This window comes from Bacillus benzoevorans, from assembly GCF_014207535.1.
Classification (GTDB): Bacteria; Bacillota; Bacilli; order Bacillales; family Cytobacillaceae; genus Bacillus_BD; species Bacillus_BD benzoevorans.
Map to the genome: position 1 here is coordinate 434,852 of NZ_JACHGK010000002.1, position 16,313 is coordinate 451,164.

At 43.9% G+C, this 16,313-nt stretch carries 15 protein-coding genes; all 15 read right to left on the reverse strand.

Going from position 1 to position 16,313, the window contains the following annotated elements:
* Positions 1–8: 8 nt before the first annotated feature.
* The 15 genes from HNR53_RS05405 to HNR53_RS05475 all read right to left on the reverse strand — a co-directional run bounded on the left by HNR53_RS05405 (position 9) and on the right by HNR53_RS05475 (position 16,281).
* Positions 9–947 carry a hydroxymethylglutaryl-CoA lyase gene (locus tag HNR53_RS05405; RefSeq protein WP_184523598.1) on the reverse strand — a complete coding sequence of 313 codons (939 nt, stop codon included), beginning with the start codon at positions 945–947 and terminating at the stop codon, positions 9–11.
* Positions 948–961: 14 nt separating this feature from the next.
* Positions 962–2,173: a CaiB/BaiF CoA transferase family protein gene (locus HNR53_RS05410; protein WP_184523600.1), complete on the reverse strand. Its 1,212-nt coding sequence runs from the start codon at positions 2,171–2,173 to the stop codon at positions 962–964.
* Positions 2,174–2,307: 134 nt separating this feature from the next.
* Positions 2,308–3,492: an FAD-dependent monooxygenase gene (locus tag HNR53_RS05415; RefSeq protein WP_184523602.1), complete on the reverse strand. Its 1,185-nt coding sequence runs from the start codon at positions 3,490–3,492 to the stop codon at positions 2,308–2,310.
* Positions 3,493–3,525: 33 nt separating this feature from the next.
* On the reverse strand, positions 3,526–4,665 hold the full coding sequence (locus HNR53_RS05420; protein WP_184523604.1) for a cupin domain-containing protein: 1,140 nt from the start codon (positions 4,663–4,665) through the stop codon (positions 3,526–3,528).
* Positions 4,666–4,810: 145 nt separating this feature from the next.
* A complete protein-coding gene (locus HNR53_RS05425) occupies positions 4,811–4,999 on the reverse strand; it encodes an aspartyl-phosphate phosphatase Spo0E family protein (protein ID WP_184523606.1) in 189 nt (62 codons plus the stop codon).
* 119 nt (positions 5,000–5,118) lie between these two features.
* Entirely contained in the window at positions 5,119–5,952 is an 834-nt protein-coding gene (locus tag HNR53_RS05430; RefSeq protein ID WP_184523608.1) for a fumarylacetoacetate hydrolase family protein, read from the reverse strand.
* A 34-nt stretch (positions 5,953–5,986) separates the two neighbouring features.
* Positions 5,987–7,450 (reverse strand): MmgE/PrpD family protein, encoded by a 1,464-nt coding sequence (locus HNR53_RS05435; RefSeq protein WP_184523610.1) that lies wholly within the window; start codon positions 7,448–7,450, stop codon positions 5,987–5,989.
* Complete coding sequence (locus HNR53_RS05440) at positions 7,416–8,222, reverse strand: enoyl-CoA hydratase/isomerase family protein (RefSeq protein WP_343065277.1); 807 nt, start codon at positions 8,220–8,222, stop codon at positions 7,416–7,418. The genes HNR53_RS05435 and HNR53_RS05440 overlap by 35 nt, the downstream gene beginning before the upstream one ends.
* Before the next feature lie 29 nt (positions 8,223–8,251).
* Positions 8,252–9,412, reverse strand: a complete 1,161-nt coding sequence (locus tag HNR53_RS05445) for an acyl-CoA dehydrogenase family protein (protein ID WP_184523612.1) — start codon at positions 9,410–9,412, stop codon at positions 8,252–8,254.
* Positions 9,413–9,454: 42 nt separating this feature from the next.
* A complete protein-coding gene (locus tag HNR53_RS05450; protein WP_184523614.1) occupies positions 9,455–10,423 on the reverse strand; it encodes a hydroxymethylglutaryl-CoA lyase in 969 nt (322 codons plus the stop codon).
* Positions 10,424–10,433: 10 nt separating this feature from the next.
* The gene (locus tag HNR53_RS05455; protein ID WP_184523616.1) at positions 10,434–11,627 is read right to left on the reverse strand and encodes a CaiB/BaiF CoA transferase family protein; all 1,194 of its coding nucleotides are present in this window, start codon (positions 11,625–11,627) and stop codon (positions 10,434–10,436) included.
* A 25-nt stretch (positions 11,628–11,652) separates the two neighbouring features.
* The gene (locus tag HNR53_RS05460; RefSeq protein WP_184523617.1) at positions 11,653–12,624 is read right to left on the reverse strand and encodes an electron transfer flavoprotein subunit alpha/FixB family protein; all 972 of its coding nucleotides are present in this window, start codon (positions 12,622–12,624) and stop codon (positions 11,653–11,655) included.
* Positions 12,625–12,663: 39 nt separating this feature from the next.
* On the reverse strand, positions 12,664–13,431 hold the full coding sequence (locus HNR53_RS05465; protein WP_184523619.1) for an electron transfer flavoprotein subunit beta/FixA family protein: 768 nt from the start codon (positions 13,429–13,431) through the stop codon (positions 12,664–12,666).
* 146 nt (positions 13,432–13,577) lie between these two features.
* Positions 13,578–14,753, reverse strand: coding sequence for an MFS transporter (locus HNR53_RS05470; protein WP_184523621.1), 1,176 nt, complete (start codon positions 14,751–14,753; stop codon positions 13,578–13,580).
* 85 nt (positions 14,754–14,838) lie between these two features.
* The gene (locus tag HNR53_RS05475) at positions 14,839–16,281 is read right to left on the reverse strand and encodes an aldehyde dehydrogenase family protein (protein WP_184523623.1); all 1,443 of its coding nucleotides are present in this window, start codon (positions 16,279–16,281) and stop codon (positions 14,839–14,841) included.
* Positions 16,282–16,313: the final 32 nt, after the last annotated feature.

A 16,313-nucleotide genomic window follows, 5' to 3' on the forward strand; every position in this document is an offset into this window, starting at 1 on the left:
ACACTAAACTATAATTTAACCTTTTGTTGAGTCTTTAGACTAACAGATAAATCCGAGCATTTGCCCGCTTTCAGAAGAAAACTGTCTGCATATTGCGGAAGACTTTGCTGTAAATCCTTCGCCGCCTCCAACACTTTGTCTAAAGAAACACCGGTATGAATCCCCATTTCCTCAAATCCGTGAATCAAATCCTCCGAAGCTATATTACCGCTCGCTCCGGGTGCATAGGGACAGCCTCCCAATCCGCCGGCAGAGCTGTCAAAATGAACAATGCCTTCCTCCCAGCCTGCAACGGCATTTGCAAATGCCATTCCTCTTGTATTATGAAGATGAAGGGAAAAGGTGAAGTCTGGAAAACTTCTCATTAATTCACGAACATTGTTTTTAATTCGTACTGGATTTGCCATACCCGTTGTATCCGCAAGTGAAACCTCCTTAATTCCTAAGGAACGATATCGTTCACAAATCATCACTAGACGTTCAACTGGAATTTCACCTTCATAGGGGCAGCCAAAGGCAACAGAAATCGACCCTGAAATCTTTATACTGCTTTTTTCCGCAAGGTCAACTAATGGAACAAACTTTTGAAAAGCCTCTTCCGTCTTGCAGTTTGCATTACTGATGCTATGGGAATCGGAAGCTGACAGCATCAGCTTCACCTTGTCCACCCCGGCTGCAATCGCTCTCTCCAAGCCACGGACATTCGGAACAAGCGCTCGAAGCTTCACATGTTCTGAGCGTTTCATTCTTTTCAACACTTCATCCGCATCCTTTAATTGCGGGATTGCTTTCGGATGCACAAAAGAGGTTACTTCAATTTGCTTGTAGCCGCAATCAATTAATTGATTGATTATTCTGACTTTTTCTTCTGTTGGAATCCATTCACTGACGCTTTGAAACCCGTCCCTTGGACAAACCTCGGTAATCGTAACTTCTTTATTAGCCAAACTCAAACACTCCTTTAGATCACTTTTTTCTCTTTTAAACTAGCAATGGTGCCTTCATCCAACTCCAATAGTTTCTTTAGAATTTCATCATTATGTTCGCCTAAATCTGGAGCAATTTGCCTGATGGAACCAGGTGTTTCAGAAAATTTTGGAACAACACCAGGGATTTTCACTGTACCCAGTCGTGGATGTTCAACTTCAACAATATTCTCCCTCGCATTATACTGAGGATCTGTGAAAATATCCTTGATGCTGTAGATTTGACTCATCGGTACGCCGCATTCGTCGAGGAGATGCTGCAGTTCATCCTTTGTTTTCGTTTTCACCCAATCAGAAACGATTCCATTCACTTCATCAAATCTCGTTAAGCGGACTGAGTTAGTATGATAGCGTTCATCCGTTAGCATATCCTCCCGACTCATGGCCTTTGCCAAGCGCTCAAAGGTCTTATCGGAGCTCGTAACCAAAATGATCCATTGTCCGTCTTTAGTTAGAAAATTCCCTGCCGGTGCTGAATGGCCGCTCAATCCTGGTGATCTCTCCTTGATGGTGCCAGTCTGATCATAGTCCGTGATCAAAAATTCCATCATTCTGAACATTGATTCATATAAGCTGACATCTACGTATTGTCCTGTTCCTTCATCTTGACAATCCCTGTGGTACAAGGCAGTAACCGCCGCAAAGGCAACATAAATTCCCGTCACATAATCGGTTAAGGAGAAAGATGGACTAATTGGCGGGCGATCAGGGTAGCCGTGCAAATACGTAAACCCACTGAAGGCTGTAGCGGGTGTGCCGAAACCTGCTTTGTGTGAATAAGGTCCGGTCTGTCCATAGCCTGTTACCCTGATCATGACTAAATCAGGATTGATTTTTTTCAGATCTTCATAGCCAACTCCCCATTTTTCCAATGTACCAGTTCGGAAGTTTTCAATGACCATATCCGATTTGCTAACCAGTTTCCGCAGAATGTCCTTGCCCTCTTCCTGGTGTAAATCCAACGTAATTGATTTCTTGTTCCGCGCCATGCCTGGCCATCTTAATCCTTCTCCTTTAAAATAGGGTCCTAGATTACGTAGTGGATCACCGACATCGGGCATTTCAACTTTAATGACCTCTGCACCAAAATCGCCAAGAAGTGTGGCACCGTAAGGAGCTGCAATAACGGTTGACAGATCAAGAATACGGATACCCTCTAAGGGACCTCTCAATTTATTGAATTTCATGTATGACCACTCCCTTTCATTTATCTAATCAAATGATTTCTCTTTAGAAAAAGATATACGTAAAGGCTATATCCACGGATGTAAAAAGGAATATAGCCTTTACAATATCTGAGGCAGTACCTGCCACCTTAATTTCAAACAGTGGTAAGAGTTCTCTCTTTATATAACCAATCCAAATACGTGTAATCGTCTGCTGAGCGATTCAGCATGATGGTGTTGCGCAGCAGCCTTGTTACCGAATCTTCAGCATGCTTGATTTCTCCCCAGGTTCTTGCTCCTCGTTGAACCTGTGTCGCTCTTGGAATACGCTCCTGTTGATATTCATCCAATGCTTTTACAATATTTGAACCGTTATCACGCAATTTTTCCGTTAAACAAACAGCATCTTCAAGGGCTTGACAAGCCCCCTGTGCTAGATATTGCAGCATCGCATGTGCACTATCGCCAAGCAATGTCACGCGATTAGTTGACCATTTTTCCAGCGGTTCGATATCAAATAGCTTTGTGATCATACCGTTTTCAGCGAACTTCAGGGATTCTTTAATGGTTGAATAGCTCTCACCAAACATCTGATGAAGCTCCTCCGCCGTTCCCCAATCATCAGAGTTCTCATTATATTTGTAGCTTTTGAATACGGCTACTTGGTTAATCACACTCTTATGACGTACTGGATATTGAACCAAATGGATGCCAGGCCCAATCCATGTTAATTTCTCATCCCAATCGATATCAATCGTCATTTCTGACATAGGAACAGTAAAGCGATAGGCCACATATTGAGAGACAACTGGATCCGCTTGACTTACTAGTTTACGTGTCATTGAACGGATACCATCCGCACCTATCACTATTTCCGCTTGTAATACCGCCCCGTTTTCACAACGCAATTCTACATAATCGGCGAATTCCTTAACGGATTCCAATTTATGATTAGTTAAGAATGAAACATGATCTAAAGATTGACATGCCTTTAGCAACACACTATGCAAATCGGAACGATGGATAACGATGTACGGATATCCAAAGCGCTCTTGGAAGGAATCCCCAAATTGTACGGCCGATAGCTCCTTGCCGCTTAACGCATCCATAAACACATGACGGCGAGGAAACACCGCCTGCTTATAGACTTCATCCAAGACCCCCAAAGAATCAAGCGCCCGCAAGCCATTCGGACCTACCTGCAATCCAGCTCCCACTTCACCAAACTGTGGTGCCTGCTCAAGTATTGTTACTTTTTTTCCTAATTTAGCAATTCCGTAAGCAGCGGCTAAACCACCGATTCCACCGCCGACAACGATAACCTCTTTAACTTCTCCCATTACCATCACCCCATCAATTAAATTATGATTCTACTAATCTATTGCTATCACATCTGATAGTTCAGGCTCAAAAACAGATTGAATCTCCTGGTAACCATCATTTTCTGTGTAAGCCTCTTCTCGTTCAAAGCCAAATGGCTCCAATATCGGCAGATCATTCGTAGAGAACAAAAATGCCTCTTCTGTTGCAGATGTATTCACATGCTCATGCCATGTCCAGACCGGCAGTGCGAAGAAATCCCCCTCTTCCCAATCGAAACGAACACCGTTCATCACCGTATATCCGCTGCCTTTGTACACATGATAAACCGTGCTGTGCACATGTCGATGTGCTTTCCCCTTATAATGAATTGGCAGCCTTTGCATTCTCGCTCCTACTCTTCCGTTGGCGTCTTTACCTGTGGACGGATTGATATATTCCACAGCGAATCCGTCGAATGGATCTGGAGCAAATTCACTTTGTCCATCCAGGGCTTGCTTCGTCAAATCCCATGTATATCGTCCAAGCGGTGCGGGAGAAGGCTTGCGATCAGAAATTGGTCGCACCATACCACCCGCATACCGCTTTGTACCGTAATCTACTGGAAATTCAACCGGTTGCTGCTCCTGCGGATACAATTCAAAAAAGGAGCTTGTCAGTGCAGAAGTGAAAGGGATATCTAAACAGTCCATCCAGAGGACCGTTTCGTTTCCTTCATTAACATGATCGTGCCAGCACCACTCCGGTGTAATAACGTAATCTCCCGGTTCGAAAGGATATTTCACACCGTTCACAATGCCGGATGCACCATGACCTTCCATAATAAACCTTAGCGCTGAAGTCATATGCCTGTGAGATGGAGCAATTTCCCCTGGATTAAGCGCTTGAACGGCTGCATACAGCGTTTGCGTTGCCCCACCCCAACCATGTGGCTCCAAATGCTTCATACCTGGATTGATTAAATATACGGCTCGCCGATCAATGGATCCCGTACCTACCTCGAGCAGCGCCTTGGCTTTATCCAAGGCTCCGAGAATCTGCCCTTTTTTCCACAAATATGGAACCGCTCGCGGCTTTGGCTGAGATGAACTGAACACTGAAGCCCATAATGGACCCATATTCTTATCTTTCAGCTCTTGGTGGAAATCCAGCAATTCTGGTGTCCATTGTTGTTTTGATTTATGTTCCGACATATACCTTCCTCTCTTTCCTAATAACGTACCGTAACAATAAAGTCATTTAAGTAGAATCTAATCGCGATCTAAATAAGTAGTGAATCTTAAAAGCAAGGGCAATAACCCCTCTAGAAGTTGCAATATTCAGATATTCTGACTTCTATTAAACAATATTTCTTTTGTTTCTTTTTTTATAGAAAAGTTTTTGATAAATCATGATGAGTTTATCTAATTCCTGACTATGATAAATGGTTCGATGGCTATTTAAACCAGTTGTTGCAGCAGACCGGATCATTTTATTTCTCAGTTCATTAATCTTTAGTTCTAATCTATCTTTTTCCGTATCAACCATATGAATACTCCCTGTTGCCATTCCATTCTTGTTAACTATTGATATATTAAATACATAATGGCTTTACTTTTAAATCTTTAGCTGTTTTGAATGATTTAATTAGTAGACAAATAATATGGTTAAATGCCGGGTTTGTAGTCTACTTGTACGCGAAATTCACCAATTCTTTCGATGTGAATGCGTACAGTATCTCCTTTTGCAATGGGGGCAACTCCCTCCGGTGTACCAGTTGTGACAATATCCCCTGGGAGCAGCGTCATTACACTGGATGCTGCCTCAAAGAACTTATAGCAATCGTAAATGAGAGCCCTTGTATTAGCCGATTGTCTAATTTCATCGTTTACCCAGAGATCCATCTGCAGTTGGTTTGGATTCTCCACTTCGTCACCCGTCACAATCCACGGACCTATTGGGGTAAATGTATCGAAGGATTTGCGCCATGGGCGATCTTCCTTGCCGCGAACCGTAATGTCCATTAATGCCAGATACCCGAAGATGTACTTTGACGCATCCTCCGCCTTTACATCCTTGGCCTCTTTACCGACTACGAAGGCAATCTCCGCTTCATGATCCACTCTTCGGTCTCTGAACGGCAATAGTACCGTTTGGTCCGGCCCAATAATCGAAGAAGGCGATTTGAGGAAAAAGCCTAGTCCGTCCACCGTTAATGCGGTGTTCATCTCTTGTTTGTGCAGGATATAATTGATAGGTGCTGCAACGATTTTACTTGGATTTGGAACAGGAGCACGAAGCGCTACGTCCGATACAGGATATACAGGGCAAGAGCTGAGACCTGCTTCAATCTTTGGTTTCAAAGCTTCGAATTCTCCCATTAGCCTGACTAGGGAGGCTTGCGGTTCCCCGTTGTTCCAAGCTGTTAATTCAGTAATATCGATTATATTGCTGCCATCGACAACACCAACGCGATTTTCGTTGAACAATGCGATTTTCATAATTATACTCCTTCCATTTGATTCCCTTAATGAATCAAATCATCTGTTTTGTTGGTTTATAATCATACAATTGTTTGTATATCTCGTTCATCCAATCACTAAAGCATGTGTATGAGTCGATTCGCAAACCTTGATCATATAGTTCATGAGCGATAACCCCCATGCTGCCATGTTTAAGTGATTGGGCATAGTGGCTTAAGCAGCTGTTCCACTTCCCACGATGCTCTGCTTCACTCAGCGGTTTTTCTTTGGAACCTGGTGCGTGTTGAACCGTTTTTTCATACACTTGCCCATTCTTTGTTTTTATTCTAATTTCTACCGCTAATCTTCGATTAAGCTGCTTGTCTAGCTCAGATTCCTGCAATTCCAACAATTTGACCGCAGGAAGCAGCTTCTGAATGTCTGCACGGAGCACTTGATTATCCTCAAAGCTGCTCAGCTTCACATATCCGTCGGCTATCGCCGCCAGTACGGTATATTCCGCACTGAACTTTCCCTGTAATCCTGTTATTGGCCTGGAATGAACTAAAGGCAAGAGACTTTTCGGCTGTGCTTGAAGCACAATTTCTTCTACATCCTCTAGGCTCAACTGATGCTCCTCTTTGAGGTCCAGCGCACCTTGGATAAAGCGGTGCGTACCAAAGCAGCAAGGGAACTTCTTAAATGATAGTCCTTCTAACATATCGTAAGGCTGTCCGAATAGGATGGAGTCCATCGTTTTTTGGGTCTCCTCTTCGTCGGCCCCGCCGCTAAATGCCATGAAAAAGCCGCGTTTTCCAAAAATATCAGTATTCCCTGTAAAGCCCTGTTGTGCTAAGAGTGCTGCCTGAATGCCGTGTGATGCTGACAATCCAACATGCAGTGACTTCGTCATAGAGCCGAAATTCTTTTGCAGCCCTCCAGTCATGGATGCAGCAATGGCCAAAGCATGGGAGCATTGCTCATCATTGAGATGAAGCAAATAGGAAGAAGACGCCGCCGCTCCAATCGTGCCCAATGTATCGGTTGCATGCCAGCCGAGATGATAATGTCGGATTCCCATCACCTGCCCAATGCGGATCATGACTTCTGTGCCAATACTATAGGCCGTAATGACTTCCTTACCCGAGCTTTTAAGCTTCTCGGCAAGAGGCGTTATCGCAGACAGAATCGGAGCGCTGGGATGGATGACGACACCAACAGAAGCATCGTCATAATCCAACACATGGGAAGCCGTTCCATTAATGATGGCTGCTTTATCGCAATCAGTCTTCACTGGCTCCCCCCAAAGAGAGGAGACACCACCCTGCTCGCTCACCTGCGAGACATATACCTTTTTTGCCTTTTCGACGGCAGTTTCATTCCACCCGGCTAAGGCTACCCCGACGGTATCAATCACAGCCCGCTTTGCTAATTCCACCATTTCCTCTGGAAGCTGTTCATAGGATGTTCCCGTAATAAAAGCAGTGAGCTTTGTCATCAAGTTATTGATTTTTCCATCTTGGTTTACGCTTTTCATTAAAAGCTGCCACTCCCTCTAACCGGTCTTCTGATGTTACCAGTTGGTTGTATGCTGCAATATCCAGAGCGTAAGCAGTATGATAATCTGTTTCAGATCCCTGATTAATAGAGACCTTTGCCGCTCTTACAGCCATCGGAGCGGTTTCTGCAATCATGTTGGCCAATTCCAGAGCGGTTTCCAGCGCTTTTCCCTTGGCAACGACACGGTTAACTATGCCCCATTCATATGCTAATGCCGCGTCAATTTTTCGGCCTGTATAGATAAGCTCCTTCGCTCGACGTACCCCTATCGCACGGGCTAGATTTTGCAGCCCTCCGCCTCCCGGTAAAATTCCTCTCAATGCTTCCGACAAGCCGAAAACGGCATTTTCCGAGGCGATAATAAAATCTGTTGATAGTGCCAATTCACATCCTCCGGCAAGTGCATATCCTTCCACTGCGGCGATGATAGGTACTGGGAAATCCCGCGTCAACAGGACCAAGTCCTCAATGATATGATGCTGTCGTTTCCACGTGCCGTCGCTCATTCCGTTACGTTCCTTTAAATCGCCTCCGGTACTGAACGCTCTTTCTCCTGCACCGGTAATTACAACGCATCTTAACTCTTCGTTGTAGGCCTGCTCGCGAAACAGCGAAAGCCTCTCCTCGAGCATTTTGGTATTCATTGCATTCATGACTTCAGGCCTGTTGAGCGTAACAACCAGAATTTCGTTTTTTTCTCCTCTATATTCAACCTGCAACATTTCATAGGATTCTTTCACTATCCTCACAGTAATCTCCCACCTTTCTTGAATCTCTCTTAATACGATCTTGGCATTTTCAATACGTGTTGGCCTACATAGCTTAAGATTAGATTGGAGGAGATTGGGGCAATCTTCATCATTCTTGCTTGCATCCACTTACGGTTGATGTGGTACTCATTTGCTGCAGCATAGCCGCCGTGCGTTTGCATACACGCTTCAGCCGCATGATAAGCAGCCTCTGAGCAGAGGTACTTCGCCATATTTGCTTCTGCACCAGCCTGTAAATTGTTATCGAATTTAGTTGCTGCTTTATACATAAGCGCCTCCGCAGCTTGAAGCTCCATATAGGCTTGCGCAATCGGGAACTGGATGCCTTGGTTTTGACCGATTGGACGGTTAAAGACAACACGTTCGTTAGCATACTTAACTGCCTGATCAATAAACCACTTACCATTACCAAGCGCGGAACCGGATACAAGAATCCTTTCTGCAACCATTCCGTCCATTACGCAGTAAAGTCCTCTTCCTTCTTCACCAATCAAGCATTCCTCAGGTACTTCAAGGTCATTGAAGAACAATTGATTCGTGTCTCCGCCCAGCATAGTCGAGATTTTCGTTGATTCAATACCGTTTCCAACCTCACGGGTGTCAATTAAGAACAAGCTGATCCCATGCGTTCTCTTTTCTACTTTGTCAAGCGGTGTTGTACGAGCAAGAAGCAGCATCAAATCTGTGTTGTTGAAACGGGAGATAAAGATTTTTTGTCCGTTAATAATGTAACGGTCTCCCTTTTTCTCAGCGAAGGTTTTGATTTTAGTCGTGTCCGTGCCAGCATCAGGCTCTGTAACCGCAAACGTTTGCAGTCTTAAGGAACCATCCGCAATTTGCGGTAAATATTTGCGCTTTTGTTCCTCACTTCCGTGTCTGAGAAGTGCACCCATCGTATACATTTGTGCATGAACCTGATTGGAGTTACCACCTGAACGATTGACTTCTTCGAGGATAATAGCTCCCTCTGTAAACCCTAACCCCGAGCCGCCGTACTCCTCCGGAACCAGTGCCCCTAACCAGCCTGCGTCACTCATGGCTTTTACAAATTCTGTCGGATAAGTATGTTCCTCATGGGATTGTCTCCAATAATCTAAATCAAACCGGGAGCAAACCTCTCTCACTCCGTCGCGAATATCATTCTGTAGGTCAGTAAATTCAAAATCCATCTTTTATTCCTCCATATTCAATGAATATATTTTTCTATTAATTTATGATCCTTGTACCTGCATCCAGGATTTCGGTCTGATTTCGGGAAGAACCCCGCCCCTTGACAGATGCCCAGGGAGCTCCCGCCCTACAATCCTTTCAGCCATCTTGGAGCATTCTACTAAAGCCTTCAGGTTAAGTCCTGTTTCAATGCCCATTTCCGCGCATAGAAATGCGACGTCCTCTGTAGAAATATTTCCTGGCGCCCCTTTCACTGCTGCAAATGGACAGCCTCCAAGGCCTGCAACCGCTGTATCAAATTCCCACAGTCCTTCCTGAAGGGCTGCGTAAACGTTTGCGAGACCAAGGCCGCGTGTATCATGTAAATGCAAATGAATTTGCAGCTCCGGCCATTTATCCTGAATGGCACGAACAGTTGTTTTAATCTGTTCCGGGTTGGCCCAGCCCATCGTATCGGCTAGCTTGACCTTCTGAATCCGTTCTCCATAGCTTTCTGCTAAGGATATAACCTTGCCCATGATATCCAACAAATGGTCTAAGTAAATGTATCCTTCAAAGTTGCAGCCAAAGGAAGCCATGAATCCCATCTGTTTCACTTCAATGCCTGCATTCTTATAGGCCTCAATCCATTCTGGCAGTGTTTCGAGCATTTCACTCGTCGATTTATTCATATTCCGCTTTGAAAAAGCATTACTTGCAGATAGGACAAGACTTCCATCCAATGTCACGTTATTGGACAGTGCCCGCTCAAGCCCTTTCAAATTCAGATATGCCGCGCGATAGGCCACCCCCGGCACTCGATCAATATGCGCCAATACCATTTCTGCATCTGCCATCTGAGGCACCCATTTCGGACTAACAAAGGAAGTAACTTCAATGTTTTTGAGTCCAGTCTGGCTCAGCGAATTAATAAAGCTAATTTTATCTTCGGTTGGAATCTTGCTTGCTTCCGATTGGAAGCCCTCCCTTGGCCCTACCTCATACAATTCAACGTGTTGGGGTAATTTCATACTCTGCCTCCTAACCAATAATGCTCTTACTCTTGAGCTGCTCCAATGCTTCTTTTGAGTAATTTAATGAGCTAAGAATTTCATCCGTATGCTCCCCCAAGAGCGGTGGTAAACATTGAAGATTACCTCGTTCTTCATTGATTCGGAATGGTAAATCGACCATTCGAAAATCAGAAACGCGGAAACCTTCAACTGGTTTAATCAGGGAAAGCGCATTCACCTGTTCATCACGGAGTACCCGATCCAGTGTATTGATTGGGCAGCTTGGTACATTGTATTTCGCCATTAAGCTGACGAGGTCATCCACCTCATAGCGCAAGGTGCATTCTTCTATTATTCTGTGAAGCTCTTTACGATTTTCAACTCTTGCAGAATTGGTTTCAAAGCGAGGATCCTCGACTAGCTCTGGCATTTGCAGTGCTGCACATAAATTCTTGAACAGTCGATTGTTCCCAGCGGCAATAATTGCCCATTGCTCCCCTTTTGTTTTAAAAGCCTCATAAGGTGCCGTAGTCGCCATTCCTGTTCCCATCTTCCTTGGAAGATTTCCGGATGCCATGTACGTTGAAAGCTGTAATGTAACCCATGCAACACCCGTTTCTAATAGACTGTTTGCTACTTTGCAGCCTCTACCGGTTTGATTGCGTTGGTGAAGGGCGCTTAGAATACCAATTAGAGACCACATGCCTGTCGCCATATCTACAATCGATACACCAACGCGAGCTGGGTCATCCCCCTCATTCCCTGTCAAGCTCATAATGCCGCTGTATGCCTGAATTAATGGGTCGTAGCCAGGCTTGTTTTTCATTTTTCCTTTATCACCAAACGCACTAATTGCCGCGTATATTAAAGAAGGATTGATTTCGGATAATGTCTCATAGCCGAGCCCGCGGGATTCTTCACTTCCAGGCTTCAAGCTATGGATAAAGATGTCTGCTTTTCCGCATAATTCATGCACAATTTTCTGACCATCTGGATGATTAAGGTCAACACAAAGACTTTGCTTATTTCGATTTAACGCTAGGAAGGTGGATGATTCTCCTCCCCATAATGGCGGATGCCAGTGCCTCGTATCATCTCCATGCCCCGGCCGTTCAATTTTGATGACCGTCGCTCCTAAATCACCTAACATTTGTGAACAAAACGGACCTGCCACATTTTGCGTAATATCTATGACTGTAAGACCAGAAAGAATATTAGCCATATTGTTTTCTCCTCTCTCTTTCGCTTTATACTGGAACCTTCTTGAACTCTTCTGTCAACATTGGAACTACTTCAAATAAGTCCCCTACAATTCCATAATCAGCCACTTTGAAAATCGGCGCTTCCGGATCCTTATTGATCGCTACGATAATTTTAGAATTAGACATTCCAGCCAAATGCTGAACCGCACCGGAAATGCCGCAAGCAATATATAAATCAGGTGTTACCACTTTCCCGGTCTGACCTACCTGCATCGAGTAATCGCAATAGCCTGCATCACAAGCCCCCCGGGATGCACCAACAGCAGCGCCCAGTGCATTTGCTAATTCTTTAATCGGATTGAATCCTTCTGCACTTTTCAATCCACGGCCACCCGAAACAATAATTTTAGCCTCTGTTAAATCAATCGTGCCTGCTGTCTTTTTGACAATATCTTTAATGACCGTGCGAATATCCTTAATGTCCGCTTTATATTCAATCGTCTCTGCCGTATGCCCAGCATCCGGTACACCTTTGTCGATATTATTAGAACGAATAGTCGCAAATAAGATTCCATCTGTTATTCTTTTCTTTTGAAATGCTTTCCCTGCGTAAATCGGACGAACAAAGACTACTTCATCCCCATTCACTTCAAGGTCGGTACAATCAGACACTAAGCCAAATCCTAGACGAGCTGCTACCCTTGGTGCCAAATCACGTCCTAAAGCTGTATGTCCAATCAGCACGGCGTCAGGGTTTACAATATGAAATACCTCTGTGAACGCTTGCGAAAAAGCATCCGTCGAGTAAGTATTTAACTCCTCGTTAGTAACAAGGTACACTTGTTCTGCTCCATATTGCGCCAGCTGTCCTGCGTCTTCGTTATTCCCCTGGCCAAATAATACTGCAGTTACTTTCCCGCCAGACGCTATTTTTTTTGCAGCAGCAAGCGCTTCAAATGATACATTTCTTAGACTTCCATTTCGTTTTTCTGCAACAACTAACACATTTTTGCTCATTGATGCCTTCCTCCTTAAATATTCATTATCCACATGTGATTACACTACTTTCGCTTCAAAACGGAGTGCTTCTATAAGCTCGGATACCTGTTCAGACAGTTCCCCTTGGAGAATTTTCCCGGTCGCTTTTTGCTGTGGTAAATATTGATCCAGTACTTCTGACTTCGAACGAATCGCTTCAATATTTAAACCTAGGTCAGCAGCAGCAAGCCGTTCGATCGTTTTTTTCTTAGCCTTCATGATTCCTGGAAGGGCTGGGTAACGCGGTTCATTTAAACCCTGTTGTGCAGTGAGCAGTACAGGCATGGCAGCTTCAATGATTTCGATATCGCCTTCCACATCTTTTTCCACTTTTACTTTATTGCCTTCCACTTCCAAATTCGTAATGGTAGAAATATGTGCGATTCCCAGTTCTTCAGCTAGGCGTGGTCCAACCTGTGCCGCTCCATCATCAACTGCCATATATCCGCCTAATATCAAATCATAGGTGTCTCTTTTTGCAACAGCTGTTAATACTTTCGAGATCATATATTCATCACCGAAAACGGATTCATCATTCACGATGATTGCATTATCTGCTCCTACTGCCAATGCCGTACGCAGTGCAGCCTCAGCACGCGGCGGACCAACAGTCACAACCGTCACTTCTGCACCATGTTTTTCCTTAATGGAAATCGCTTCTTCGACAGCGTATTCATCATAAGGATTAATGACGAATTTGACTCCGTCTTCGCTTACTTTCCCATTGGAGAGGGTAATATTCTCTTCTGTGTCAAATGTTTGCTTGAGCAGCACCAAAATTTTCATGTGAACCTCCTGAAAGTAAAATTATCATTTTTCGTTCCGAAAAACATTTCTGAATTATCTGTATATTTAAAATTTAACACAGTATGACACATATTACTAATATCGATAAAATAGACTTCCCATATGATTTAAATATGGTTTTTAGACTATAAATGCTGACTCTTAGGCTTATCAACATGGATAGGCAAGGGGCGTGTTATATACCCAAGGACAGTAAGAACGAGCCCGCTGCCCCAAAAAATAGCGGAAACTCCAAGCAAACCGCCTAGTCCGCCAAAGATGACCGGAATGGCAAATTGAGAGACACGGTTGATCATCATCTGAACGCCTAATACTTCTCCATGATGTTTGGATAAGGTTCCTTCTAGTAAAGCTGCGGTGCTAAGCGGCTGCGCAAGACCCAGACCAGCTCCTAAAATACCAACCAAAACAAAAAGCAAAAATATCCAAGGGGAAAAAGGAGTGACAAGATAAATGATACCAGTAACGAAAAGGGACCACGTTAGGATTCTCATGCGACCAAAAGAGCGAACGAGAGACGTCTGGGTAAATCGAATAACAAGCATGGCTAGACCGCTGAATGAGAGGAGAATCCCTGTTAGTGTTGGACTGATGCCCATATTGCCGGCAAGCAAAGGAAAGTACACGGTAAACAGCTCTCGATAGGAAAAGATCAATCCTCCAATAATCATTGCATTCCTTATATCACGGTTTCGCATAAGGGTCCAAATATATTCTCTTCCGTGTAAATTTACTTGTTGGTTCTCAACCGTTTTTTGCTTGTTCTCTCCAGCTAAATTCCTCATCCCCATCTCGCTGCCAAGTGCAATGATAATGAGGAACATATTAAAAAAGATACAAATATGGTACCCGTAGTAATCATATAGAAAAGAACTCATAACGGGACCAATCATGGCGCCAACCGAGGCAAACAGACTGTAGTTGGACACCGTCCGATCGATGTCGCCTCCTAAGCTGCCAATTCTCTTCTGCAAGGCGAGCATCAGGCAAGTAGAAGCAATACCAGCCAGAGCTAGCTGGATTAAAAAAATAAAAAAAGCTGGGAACATGACACTTAACAATAAGGAAATCAAATACATAACATTCCCGATGATGACCATCGGACGTGTTCCTATATGATCCACCCATTTGCCAATGTGCAAGGCCAAAAGGGCCGGACAGATAGCAGAACCAGCAATAATCATGCTGATTTCTTGAGGTGAAAGACCTAAGGAATAGGCGTATAAAGAAACAACAGGTTTAATCCCAGTAATTGTCGTGATAAGGATCGTATTCATCAGGATAATAATGTAATAATTCAATGGATTCACCGCCAAGATAGAGTGCATAAAAGATAATAAATAAAAAAGGACTCTCCAAATGTGGAGAGCTTTTTTATCAAATGAATCATGATTGTTTCTTATGGTAATTAATCCCGTGATATTCAATGAATTCATTGAAAACCTCGATAGATTTTTCTCTTCCGATTCCACTTTGTTTGACCCCGCCAAACGGGATATGTTTTGAACCTAAAGATGTTTGCCCATGACCATTAATAAAAGTCATCCCCGCTTCTATTTGGTTCGCAACGCCCAAAGCGCGGTCAAAATCCGAAGACCATATGGAAGAACCCAAACCAAATTCAGTATTGTTGGCCATACGAATCACTTCTTCTTCCGTATGATACGGAATCAACGGGAGCACTGGACCAAATTGTTCGCAGGTAACAATCTCGGCGTTAGGATCGACATCTCTTACGATAACTGGCTGTAGATAGTATCCATTTTCCCAGTTTTCAGGTTCCAGCCTTTTTCCCAACTTGACTAAGTTGACCCCGCTATCCTCAAGTCTTTTGATTAGTTCACTTATCCTTACATATTGAAGTTGGTTGTTAATAGGCCCCATTGTCGCCGCTTTATTCAACTGATGCCCGATTTTATAGGCGTCTGTCAATTCACAAGCTTTTTCATAAAATTCATCATACATATCATATGGGATATAAACGCGCTTAATTGCAAAGCAGAATTGACCTGTTCTTCTGAATGCTCCTTCGACGATTTTTGGAACGACTTCATTCAAATCTGCGTCGTCCAGAACAATCGCCGGGTCATTACCGCCTAATTCAAAGTGAACCCCTTTAAGAGTTTCAGCAGCAGACTTCATAATTGCCACGGCAGTACTTCCCCCGCCGGTAAACGAAATTTTACGAACGAGCGGATGAGAGGTTAAAGCACTTCCTACATCACCACCGCCAAGAACAACATTAATTACACCTGGAGGGAAAGATCCCGCCATCATCCTTAATATCGCTACTACGCCCATTGAAGCAGTCGGAGACGGCTTCACAACAATTGTATTGCCCGCAAGAAGGATTGGCGTTATTTTTTGTAAGGTTAGAATGATCGGGGCATTCCAAGGAACGATACAAGCAATCACACCCATCGGTCTCTTCACAACGCTGACCCAACCGCTTTCATCTTCTATGATCTGTTGTTGAAAGGCAGAAGGCGCCAATTCAATCATATTTCTCATTTCCATCAATCCTGCCTTAACCTCATCAACGGTTCGGCTAAGCAGGATGCCGTTTTCTTTAGCCGTCACACTGGCGATGGATGACGCATTTTTCTCAATTTCTTCTGCGGATTCTAATAGGATTGACATTCTTTCTTCAAGTGAGGTTTGACGCCAGGAGAGGAAAGCTTGCTGTGCAGCCTGCACAGCTTGATCAATATGGCTTGCATCCCCTTTAGCGATATAACCAGCTGTTTCACTTAATCTGCCTGGATCCTTCACTTCATCATAATGCTCGGTTGTCACATCTTCATTGTTTATAAACAAGTTCACCTTCATATGCGTACACCTCATAATGTCTATTTCATTTC

Coding starts and splice junctions, on each gene's coding strand:
- HNR53_RS05410 (WP_184523600.1), bottom strand. CDS start 2,173: ATGAAATTCAATAAATTGAGAGGTCCCTTAGAGGGTATCCGTATTCTT.
- HNR53_RS05415 (WP_184523602.1), bottom strand. CDS start 3,492: ATGGGAGAAGTTAAAGAGGTTATCGTTGTCGGCGGTGGAATCGGTGGT.
- HNR53_RS05420 (WP_184523604.1), bottom strand. CDS start 4,665: ATGTCGGAACATAAATCAAAACAACAATGGACACCAGAATTGCTGGAT.
- HNR53_RS05425 (WP_184523606.1), bottom strand. CDS start 4,999: ATGGTTGATACGGAAAAAGATAGATTAGAACTAAAGATTAATGAACTG.
- HNR53_RS05430 (WP_184523608.1), bottom strand. CDS start 5,952: ATGAAAATCGCATTGTTCAACGAAAATCGCGTTGGTGTTGTCGATGGC.
- HNR53_RS05435 (WP_184523610.1), bottom strand. CDS start 7,450: ATGAAAAGCGTAAACCAAGATGGAAAAATCAATAACTTGATGACAAAG.
- HNR53_RS05445 (WP_184523612.1), bottom strand. CDS start 9,412: ATGGATTTTGAATTTACTGACCTACAGAATGATATTCGCGACGGAGTG.
- HNR53_RS05450 (WP_184523614.1), bottom strand. CDS start 10,423: ATGAAATTACCCCAACACGTTGAATTGTATGAGGTAGGGCCAAGGGAG.
- HNR53_RS05455 (WP_184523616.1), bottom strand. CDS start 11,627: ATGGCTAATATTCTTTCTGGTCTTACAGTCATAGATATTACGCAAAAT.
- HNR53_RS05460 (WP_184523617.1), bottom strand. CDS start 12,624: ATGAGCAAAAATGTGTTAGTTGTTGCAGAAAAACGAAATGGAAGTCTA.
- HNR53_RS05465 (WP_184523619.1), bottom strand. CDS start 13,431: ATGAAAATTTTGGTGCTGCTCAAGCAAACATTTGACACAGAAGAGAAT.
- HNR53_RS05475 (WP_184523623.1), bottom strand. CDS start 16,281: ATGAAGGTGAACTTGTTTATAAACAATGAAGATGTGACAACCGAGCAT.